Here is a 9,907-nt window from a genome sequence, read left to right on the forward strand (position 1 = left end):
AGACGATAGGGAGTCGATGTGGGCGGAATGAAGGCAGCAGCGTCAGATTCAGTACCGGTTTTCTGTCCGCCCGAGGCGTGGCAGCTCATGCAACAAGAGTTCATGGATGCCTATCGGCAAGTGCTGCAGGCCTGGCAATCAGGTAGCCTGCCAGCGTTGCGTGACCGGCGTTTCAGTGCCCCGGCCTGGGCCGAGAGCCAGCAGCACCTGTTGCTGGCCCATTTGCATGTGCTGGCCGAGCAAACATTGACGCGCATGGCGCGTTCGGCAGACATGTCCGCCGAGATGCGCGAGCGGCTCGAATTCAGCCTGATGCAGTGGCTGGAGGCCAGCGCTCCTTCCAATTTTCTTGCCCTTAACCCGGATGTCATCCGCCGCGCCAGCGAAAGCGCGGGGGCGAGCCTGGCACGCGGTATGGAAAACCTGCTGGCTGATGTGCGGCGTGGCCGCATGCTGCAAAGTGACGAAAGCGCTTTCGAACTGGGCCGCAATCTGGGCGTGAGCCCGGGCGCCGTGGTATATGAAAACCCGCTGTTCCAGTTGATCCAGTATGAGCCGCTGACGTCGCAGGTGCATGCCCGGCCGCTGGTCATCGTGCCGCCCTGCATCAACAAATTCTATATCCTGGACCTGCGCCCGGAAAATTCGCTGGTCCGCCATGCGGTCGCGGCCGGCCACACGGTGTTCATGGTGTCCTGGCGCAATCCGCAGCCGGACGACGCAGACGCAGAACAGCTGTCCCTGGCGCGCTGGGATGATTACGTTGAAGAAGGCGTATTGCGCGCGCTTGCCGTCGCGGCCGACATCAGCCGCCAGGAGCAGGTCAATGCGCTGGGCTTCTGTATCGGCGGCACCTTGCTGGGCGCTGCGCTGGCAGTGGCGGTGGCCCGGGGCCGGCAGCCGGTGGCGGCGCTGACCCTGTTGACCACCATGCTGGATTTTCGCGATGTTGGCGTGCTGAAGGTGTTTGTCGACGAGGCTCATGCCGCGCTGCGCGATGCGGCACTGGGGCAGGGCGGGCTGTTGCGCGCTGCCGAGCTGAACACGACTTTCGCTTTTTTGCGGCCGCGCGAGCTGGTGTGGTCGTATTTCGTGTCGAACTATCTGAAGGGTGATATGCCACCGCCCTTCGATCTGCTGTACTGGAACGCCGACGGTACCAACCTGCCGGGGCCGTTCTTTACCTGGTACTTCCGCCAGGCCTATCTGGAAAACCGTCTGTGCGTGCCCGGTGCGCTGGAAGTCTGCGGCGAAGCACTGGACCTGGGGCTGGTGGACGTGCCGGCTTATGTCTATGCATCGCGCGACGACCATATCGTGCCTTGGCAGACCGCCTATGCCAGCCTGGAGGCATTGCGCGGCCCGACCCGCTTCGTATTGGGCTCTTCCGGTCACATCGCCGGTGTCGTCAATCCGCCTGCCGGCAGTCGACGCCAGCACTGGACGCTGGAAGCAGGGGACTATCCGGCCGATCCGGACCTATGGCTGCAGGCTGCGACGCAGCACGCAGGCAGCTGGTGGCCGGACTGGTTGGCGTGGCTGGCACCGCATGGCGGACGCCAGCGGCGCGCGCCCCAGAAACTGGGAAATACCCGCTACAAACCGCTGGAACCTGCACCGGGACGCTATGTGATGGTCAAGGCTGAATAGGCTCACATCACAAGCAGGACACAGAACAAAGGAGGCGGTGCGGCACCCAGGCCGGGCTTCGTTGCGGGGCCATGCAAGTACCGATACCGCCAATGCCGATTTTGCGGCAAGATGCTCTTGATGGGGCGGAAAGCTGCCGCGCAAGGAGAGGAGAGACAAAATGACTCAGAAAATCGCGTATGTCACCGGAGGCATGGGCGGCATTGGCACTGCCATCTGCCGGCGCCTGGCGCGCGACGGGTTTATCGTCGTGGCAGGATGCGGCCCGAGCCGGGACTGGCAGCAATGGCTCGATGAGCAGCAGGCCGACGGCTTCAGCTTTCATGCATCGGTCGGCAATGTGGCCGATTGGGACTCCACCGTGGCCGCGTTCGAGAAAGTGCGTGCCGACCTCGGTCCTGTCAGCGTCCTGGTCAACAATGCTGGCATCACTCGTGATGGCGTGTTTCGCAAGCTCAGCCGCGAAGACTGGATGGCAGTCATCAACACCAACCTGAACAGCCTGTTCAACGTGACCAAGCAGGTTATCGAGGATATGGTAGGCAGCGGCTGGGGGCGTATCATCAATATTAGTTCGGTCAACGGCCAGAAGGGCCAGTTTGGCCAGACCAACTATTCCACGGCCAAGGCCGGCCTCCATGGATTCACCATGGCGCTGGCCCAGGAAGTGGCCAGCAAGGGGGTGACGGTGAACACGGTTTCCCCCGGCTATATCGGTACCGAAATGGTGCGCGCCATACGTTCCGACGTGCTGGAAAAAATCGTTGGAACTATCCCCGTGCGCCGCCTGGGAACCCCGGAAGAGATCGCTTCCATGGTGTCCTGGGTTGCCTCGCCCGATGCGGGTTTTGCCACCGGGGCGGATTTTTCCGTCAACGGCGGTCTGCATATGGGGTAGAGCCTAGCCGTCCGGCGCCTTTCCAGGGCGCCGCAGTAAATGATGTTATATCGGGATTGCCATGACTCAAGCCAAGCCAGCCGAGGCAGCACAACGCCTCATCAAGAAGTACCCCAATCGCCGTCTGTATGACACGCGAACCAGCACCTACATTACCCTGGCTGACGTCAAGCAATTGGTCATCGCCAGCGAGGCTTTTCAGGTGGTGGATGCCAAGACAGGCGAAGACCTGACGCGCAGCATCCTGCTGCAGATCATCCTCGAAGAGGAAAGCGGCGGCATGCCGATGTTCTCAGCGCCCGTGCTGGCGCAGATCATTCGCTTCTATGGTCACGCCATGCAAGGCATCATGGGCTCGTACCTGGAGAAGAACCTGCAGGCCTTCATGGAAATCCAGGAACGCATGGCCGAGCAGTCGCAAGGCTTGTACGGCAAGCAGTTCGGTCCGGAGGTCTGGGCCCAGTTCATGAATGTGCAGGCGCCCATGGTGCAGAGCATGATGAACAACTATATCGAACAGAGTAAAAACCTGTTCGTGCAGATGCAGGGCCAGATGCAGGATCAGGCCCGCAATCTTTTTTCCACCTTCCCGTTCCCGCCGGGGAGCAAGGACGAGCAGCGCTAGGTCCGTACCTTCCAGACAGGAAAATGCAGTACCGGAAAAGGCAGCGTTCGCGCTGCCTTTTTTCCAGCAATTCTCCGGCTGGGGAATGCTGGCGCACCGGCAATGACAGCGGCCGCGCCAGGTCTACGCAGCGCCATAGGCGAAGGCATTGGGGGCGGCGGGCTGCGCCAGCCCCGCTGAGACGGGATTCAGACCGCGTCTTTTTCCTTTTCGATCAGCTTGTGCAGCTTTTCCTTGTCGAGCAACTGCACCTGACGCTGGTTGACGCGTATCAGTTCCTCGCGTGCAAAGCGCGAGAACAGCCGGCTGACGGTTTCGAGTGCCAGGCCCAGGTAGTTGCCGATTTCCTCGCGGCTCATGCGCATGACGAACTCGGTCGAGGAATAGCCCAGCGCCGACAGGCGCGTGGAAAGGTTCAGCAAGAAAGCCGCGAGGCGTTGTTCGGCCCGCATGGAACCCAGCGCCATCAGCATCTGGTGCGAGCGCGAAATTTCACGGCTCATCAGGCGCAACACCTGCTGCTGCAGGCTGGGCAGGTGGCGGGCCAGATTGTCCATGTCTTCCAGACGGATGACACAGACTTCGGCGTCTTCCAGCGCCACGGCGGTGGATACGTGGTGGCCTTCGATCATGCCGTCCAGGCCGACAATTTCCCCGGGCAGGTGGAAGCCTGTGATCTGGAACTGTCCCTGGGCATTTTCGATCTGGGTCTTGAGCGTGCCGATGCGCACGCTGTAGATCGCAGTGAGAGGCTCGTTCAGCGTGTACAGCGGCTTGCCTTTCTCGATGCGAAGCCGTTCCTTGATCAGGCCATCGAGCTTGGCGACGTCATGCGTACTCATGCCTATCGGCAGGCAGACATGGCCCAGCATGCAACTGGAACAGTGCACGGCTTCGGACGGTAGGAGTACTCGTTTGGCCATTGTTGGGAGGAATAAGGATGGGGTCAGAAAAGCTGGGGCAGCCGAGCAAACAGTGCCGGGGCCAGCCCGGATTCCGCTTGATGATTTAAAGGATTGTAAATGACTTTGCGCAAGGACATGCAAAATGGCCGGCCAGCTACGCCAGGGGCAGCAGGCCGGCCAGGGGCAGGGCGGCTTTACAGAACGTCGCCGGCGTAATCGGCCAGGCGCGAGCGTTCGCCGCGTTGCAGTGTGATGTGGCCGGCATGGGGCCAGCCCTTGAAGCGGTCCACCACGTAGGTCAGGCCGGAACTGCCTTCGGTCAGGTACGGGGTGTCGATCTGCGCGATGTTGCCCAGGCAAACGACCTTGGTGCCGGGGCCGGCACGGGTCACCAGGGTTTTCATCTGCTTGGGCGTCAGGTTCTGCGCTTCGTCGATGATGAGGTACTTGTTGAGGAAGGTGCGGCCACGCATGAAGTTCAGCGATTTGACCTTGATGTGCGAGCGGATCAGGTCCAGCGTGGCATTCTGGTTCCAGTCACCGCCATTGGTGCCGCTGGTGGAGTGCAGCACTTCCAGGTTGTCGTCCAGCGCGCCCATCCACGGCTGCATCTTTTCTTCTTCCGTGCCGGGCAGGAAACCGATGTCATCGCCCACGGGCACGGTGATGCGCGTCATGATGATCTCGGTGTAGCGCTTGGTTTCCAGCACCTGCGCCAGGCCCGCCGCCAGGGCCAGCAGCGTCTTGCCGGTACCGGCCTGGCCCAGCAGCGACACGAAATCGCAGTCCGGGTCCATCAGCAGGTTCAGGGCGAAGTTCTGTTCACGGTTGCGTGCCGTGATGCCCCAGACATTGTTCTTGCCGTGCGAATGGTCGCGCAGCGTCGCCAGGACGGCAGTCTTGCCGCTGACTTCCTTGACGCGCGCATGCAGCGGCAGGGCGCCATCCAGGAACACGAACTGGTTGACGGTGAACTGGCTGCACAGCGGGCCATGGACGCGGTAGTAGGTCGTGCCTCCCTGCTGCCAGGATTCGATGTCCTTGCCGTGCTTGTTCCAGAAGTTCTCGGGCAGTTGCAGCAGGCCGGTATAGAGCAGGTCCGAATCTTCCAGGACCTGGTCGTTGAAATAATCTTCCGCGTTCAGGCCCAGGGCACGCGCCTTCAGGCGCATGTTGACGTCTTTGGACACCAGGACGACGGGTTGCTCGGGACGGCTGTCCTGCAGCGCCTTGAGCACGCCCAGGATCTGGTTGTCGGCCTTGGCCACCGGCAGCGAAGGGGGCAGCGCGCCTTCCATGGAGGTGGTCTGGATCAGCAGTTTGCCGCTGGCGTCCTTGTTGCCCAGCGCGTTGAGCGCCATGCCTTGGGTGATGTCGGCGGTCACGTCCATCATGGCGTCCAGCGAACGGCTCACCTGGCGGGCATTGCGCGCCACTTCCGACATGCCCTTCTTGTGGTGGTCCAGCTCCTCCAGCGTCATCATGGGGAGGTAGACGTCATGCTCCTGGAAGCGGAACAGGCTGCTGGGATCGTGCAGCAGCACATTGGTGTCCAGCACGAACAGCTTGCGTGGCTCGTCGGCTACGTGGCGGCCGCGGCGGCGCGAGCGGGTGGTCGATGGCGTGACAGCTGACGGCGCAGCCTGTACGGGGACGGCGGCAGGCGTGACAGGCACGGCTGGTGCCCCGGGTGCCGTGGCGGGCGGCGCAGCCTTGGCCACTGGTGCCGCATCTGCTGCAGCCGCGGGGATGGTGCCTTGCGCGTGTTGCCTGGCTTTTGCCGCAGGCGCCGCGCTGGCGTTTTCCGGTACGGCGGCAGGCGCTGCATGTGTTCTGGCCGTAGCCGGCTTGCGTCCGCCGGCTGGTGCGGCAGTGCTGGTGGATACTGTCTGTACGGGTTGGGCCGCCAAGGTTTCCTGTTCGTCGGCAATCGCCGGATGAACAATGGCGGGTTCAGCCTTGCGGGGGGACGGCCGGTAGGCCGGTGCCTTGGCGGGAGCTTCGAGAATCGTGGCGGGACGGACTGGCAGCTTGGGAAGAGGCATGAACAGTGGGCTCCGGGAAAAGGCGCACAGGGAAACGGTCAGGAAACGACGGGACTGGCAGAAGAGGCACTGATACTTGTTGTGTGGGGACTGGCGCAGGGAAGCTGGGCGCCGGCACAGGCCGGCATCCGCCTCAACCTATGCTTTGCGCGGCCTGCAGGACTTCATGAATGTGTCCGGGCACCTTGACGCCGCGCCAGGCCTGCACCAGCTTGCCGGTGGCGTCGATCAGGAAGGTGCTGCGCTCGATGCCGCGCACCTGGCGACCGTACATATTCTTCATCTTGATCACGCCGAACAGATCGCACAGCGTTTCGTCCGGATCGGAGATCAGCGGGAAGGGCAGCTCATGCTTGCCGGCGAAGTTCTCATGGGAGCGCAGGCTGTCGCGCGAGACACCGAAGACCAGGCAGCCGGCCTTGATGAAATCCGCATAGCTGTCGCGGAAGTCGCAGCTTTCCGTGGTACAGCCCGGGGTATTGTCCTTGGGGTAGAAAAACAGCGCTACGGCACGGCCGGCGCATTCGGACAGGCTGATGGGGCCTATGGTGCTTTCCGCGGTAAATGGCGGGACGGGGTGTCCGATCTGGATCTGGCTCATGATTGCGTTTCTCCGGTAGGAAGCAGCGCGACGATGACGCGCCGGCCTTCGGCCATCAGGATGTTGTAGGTGCGGGCGGCCGCCTGGGTGCCCATGACTTCGACGCCGACGCCGGCGCGCAGCAGGGGCAGCAACAGGCTGTGCGCCAGCATGCGCTGGCGCATGCCGGTACCGATCAGGAGGACTTCGGGAGAGTCAGGCGAGCGCCGCGGCACGGCGTCCTGTTCCGGTTCGTCGAGAAAGGCCAGGGGATTGGCGGCCGGGTCTTCCAGCCTGGCGGCCTGGCGCAGGTGCTGGGCGGCGATATCTTCCGGGCGCACGACCGGCCAGTGCGCGATTTCGCCTTCCGGACCGAAAACGACCGCATGGGTGTAGCGGACCTGGTTGATTTCTATGTAGTCGTCGCCATAGGCGGTGACGGTATTGAGGGATGTGGCGGGATCGGAATGCAGTTTCAAGCAAGGACTCCGTAAAGGGCGCCGCCAGGCCGGGGAATGAGCGTATGGCTTGGCGGTACAGCGCCCGGTGTCATTCTTGTTCTGATAATAGCGCAAACGCGGCGCAGGGTTTGGCAATCCATGCGCCGGTTTGTGACCATGCGTCAAAGCGCAGGTCGCGGCCCCGCCAGCGCGGGGACGGTGGTGGCATTGATAATGCGGTGGCTGGGCGACTGATCGCGGCAAGGGGTCGGAAAATGGCTGGATACATTGTGTCATTAGGGGCCGGAAGGCCTGCCCGGCGGGCGTATCATCCAGGCGTCCGGCATGCTTCCGGCCGTGATCGGCCAGAGACATGCGGCGGAGCGGCGCACCTTTGCGCGACTCCGTTTTCCCGCTTCTGCCGCGCTGGTTCGGCGGTGCCATCCCTCTTTATCACAACGCATATGGAACTCTCCTGGCTCTGGATCCCCATCACGATTGCCGCCGCCGCTTTTCAATCCGGGCGCAACGCCGCTCAGCGCAGCCTGACCGGTACCCTGGGCACGCTGGGGGCGACCCAAGTGCGTTTCCTGTTCGGTTTTCCCTTTGCCTTGCTGTTTCTGGCCGTTGTATTGGCCTGGGAAAGGTTGCCGCTGCCCGGCGTGAACCTGGCATTCCTGGCGTATATCGTGGCTGGTGCCGTGACGCAGATCGCTGCAACGGCCTTCATGCTGGCGGCCATGAAAGCACGTTCATTCGTCACGGTGACGGCATGGATCAAGACGGAACCGATTCAGGTTGCCCTGTTCGGCATGGCGGTGCTGGGTGATCCGCTGTCCTGGCTGACCCTGGGCGCGATCCTGCTGGCTTCCGCGGGCGTGGTGCTGATGTCGCGCATCCCCGCTGGCGCCATGGCTGGCGGCGGATCGGTGCGGCCCATCTTGCAGGGGCTGTTCTCGGGGTCGATGTTCGCCATCTCGGTCATCTTCTTCCGCGGCGCCATCCTGCAGATCGGCTCAGGGTCGTTCGTGCTGGATTCCACCTGGGCGCTGGTGTGGTCGCTGGGCGTGCAGGTGCTGTTGCTGATGGCCTGGATGATCTTGTTCGATCGCCGTCTGCTGGTGGCATGTGCGCGGGCCTGGCTGCCTTCCATTCCCGGCGGTTTCCTGGGCGCAGCGGCGTCGCAATGCTGGTTTTTGGCATTTGCGCTGACCAGCGCTGCCAACGTGCGTACCCTGGGACTGGTGGAAGTGCTGTTCGCGCAGATGATTTCCCGCAGTTTCTTCGCACAGACGCCGACTCGCCGCGAAATGGCCGGTATCCTGCTGATTGTGGTCGGTGTGGCGCTGGTGGTCAGCCAGGCAAACTGAAACTCATGGACGTGGCTGGCCGGCCCTGACTGTCGGCCATGATTGCTGGTTTCGTGGGCCGGCGCAGAATGTAAAAAATCCCTATTCCCTATACCCATAGTCCTTTCAGGGGTTTTGCTGCATCCGGCTTGCAGTACACTCGATCAATGGCATGCGGCCGCTCTGGCCGCCGGGATTTCTTTCCTGTGAGTCCGCACTGCCGGCTTGGCCGGCTGCACGGTGATGCCTGTCTCTGCAGGCTGGGTGCCTGCGCATGTGAGAGTGGCGCAAGTCCGGCGGCCGTATGGCCGCGGGTACGCCGTTTGTGTTCTTGATTTTGATTGGCGTAGGTTCCAATGAATCAGCTTGATTTCAACGGTAAGGGCCGCCGGGCTGCGTTGCGCGGCATGGCGGGAATGCTGGGCGTGCTGGCCCTGCCGGCCTGGGCCGCACGGCGTAGTGATGACGAGGCTGCCTTGTCGCGGCTGGCGGGTGTCAATGCCAGCGCCGACGCACGTTTGATGGCGGCGGCCTTGTCGGCACAGGCGCCGGGCCTGTCGTCGCAGGCGCTGGTGCTGGCGGTGCAGGCACTGGAAAATGCGCGTCGCGCATCGCTGTTGCAGGCTGCGCCGCGTTCGCTGGCCGTGATCGACTTCAGCCTGCCTTCCACCCAAAAGCGCCTCTGGGTCTTCGACCTGGAAAGCAAGGCGCTGCTGTTCGAGGAGTGGGTGGCGCATGGTCGCAAGACCGGCGACAACATGGCAGAGCATTTCTCCAACGTGCACGAAAGCCATATGTCCAGCCTGGGCGCGTTCCAGGCCGGTGTGACCTATACAGGCCGGAATGGTTATTCCCTGCGCCTGCATGGGCTGGAGCCAGGATTCAATGACCAGGCTTATGCGCGTGCCATCGTCATCCATGGCGCGCCCTACGTCAGCCAGGACATCATCCGTGCCCAGGGCCGGCTGGGCCGCAGTTGGGGCTGCCCAGCCGTGCGCAGCGCGGTGGCGCGGCCGCTGATAGACAAGCTGGCGGACAACGCCTTCCTATTCAGTTTTTATCCGGATCGCCAGTGGCTGAATCAATCGGCCCTGGTAGGCGGCAGGGTGCGCTGGCTGGCCTGAATGGCGCTATTGATGCCAGATGCTGTCCAGGGTCCGGGCCTCGATCAGGCGCCTGGCCCAGGATCGCAATGTCGTGCTGTCGGCCGCTTGTAGACGATCCAGGTCGGCTGCATCCAGGCGGCCGAAGCGCGTTTCCAGCTGCTCGCGCAACATGCCTGCCATGTCTTCGCGGCCTTGTTCCAGGCCTTGCCGCAATCCCTGTTCCAGCCCCTTGCGGATGCCTATCCGTTCCACACTGCTGATGTAAGCCATGTTGCGCTCCTTCTCGAAACTTGCCAGGGATTGCCAGAA

At 62.8% G+C, this 9,907-nt stretch carries 9 protein-coding genes and 1 pseudogene; 5 read left to right on the plus strand and 5 right to left on the minus strand.

Annotation, left to right across the window (positions count from 1 at the left end):
- Positions 1 to 27 precede the first annotated feature (27 nt).
- The 3 genes from EV679_RS16700 (at position 28) to phaR (ending at position 3,173) form a co-directional block, all read left to right on the plus strand.
- Complete coding sequence (locus tag EV679_RS16700; RefSeq protein ID WP_068370152.1) at positions 28 to 1,650, plus strand: PHA/PHB synthase family protein; 1,623 nt, start codon at positions 28 to 30, stop codon at positions 1,648 to 1,650.
- 160 nt (positions 1,651 to 1,810) lie between these two features.
- Positions 1,811 to 2,548 (plus strand): acetoacetyl-CoA reductase, encoded by a 738-nt coding sequence (gene phbB, locus EV679_RS16705; protein WP_068370149.1) that lies wholly within the window; start codon positions 1,811 to 1,813, stop codon positions 2,546 to 2,548.
- A gap of 61 nt (positions 2,549 to 2,609) precedes the next feature.
- Positions 2,610 to 3,173 (plus strand): polyhydroxyalkanoate synthesis repressor PhaR, encoded by a 564-nt coding sequence (phaR, locus tag EV679_RS16710; protein ID WP_068370146.1) that lies wholly within the window; start codon positions 2,610 to 2,612, stop codon positions 3,171 to 3,173.
- 188 nt (positions 3,174 to 3,361) lie between these two features.
- Here the strand turns inward: phaR and fnr are convergent, their stop codons facing one another.
- The 4 genes from fnr to EV679_RS16730 all read right to left on the minus strand — a co-directional run bounded on the left by fnr (position 3,362) and on the right by EV679_RS16730 (position 7,182).
- Entirely contained in the window at positions 3,362 to 4,096 is a 735-nt protein-coding gene (gene fnr / locus EV679_RS16715; RefSeq protein WP_130487810.1) for a fumarate/nitrate reduction transcriptional regulator Fnr, read from the minus strand.
- A gap of 176 nt (positions 4,097 to 4,272) precedes the next feature.
- A complete protein-coding gene (locus EV679_RS16720) occupies positions 4,273 to 6,123 on the minus strand; it encodes a PhoH family protein (protein ID WP_130487811.1) in 1,851 nt (616 codons plus the stop codon).
- Between the two features lie 133 nt (positions 6,124 to 6,256).
- On the minus strand, positions 6,257 to 6,724 hold the full coding sequence (locus tag EV679_RS16725) for a peroxiredoxin (RefSeq protein ID WP_068370141.1): 468 nt from the start codon (positions 6,722 to 6,724) through the stop codon (positions 6,257 to 6,259).
- The gene (locus EV679_RS16730) at positions 6,721 to 7,182 is read right to left on the minus strand and encodes an Mth938-like domain-containing protein (RefSeq protein WP_068370137.1); all 462 of its coding nucleotides are present in this window, start codon (positions 7,180 to 7,182) and stop codon (positions 6,721 to 6,723) included. The genes EV679_RS16725 and EV679_RS16730 overlap by 4 nt, the downstream gene beginning before the upstream one ends.
- 425 nt (positions 7,183 to 7,607) lie before the next feature.
- Here EV679_RS16730 and EV679_RS16735 point away from each other — a divergent pair, with 425 nt between their 5' ends.
- Positions 7,608 to 8,513 (plus strand): DMT family transporter, encoded by a 906-nt coding sequence (locus EV679_RS16735; protein ID WP_068370132.1) that lies wholly within the window; start codon positions 7,608 to 7,610, stop codon positions 8,511 to 8,513.
- Positions 8,514 to 8,848: 335 nt separating this feature from the next.
- Positions 8,849 to 9,616, plus strand: coding sequence for a murein L,D-transpeptidase catalytic domain family protein (locus EV679_RS16740; protein ID WP_207224956.1), 768 nt, complete (start codon positions 8,849 to 8,851; stop codon positions 9,614 to 9,616).
- A gap of 6 nt (positions 9,617 to 9,622) precedes the next feature.
- Here EV679_RS16740 and EV679_RS16745 read toward each other — a convergent pair.
- Positions 9,623 to 9,907 (minus strand): annotated as a pseudogene (locus EV679_RS16745) (DUF4351 domain-containing protein); the annotation flags it as partial.

The organism is Kerstersia gyiorum (assembly GCF_004216755.1).
Lineage (GTDB): Bacteria > Pseudomonadota > Gammaproteobacteria > Burkholderiales > Burkholderiaceae_B > Kerstersia > Kerstersia gyiorum.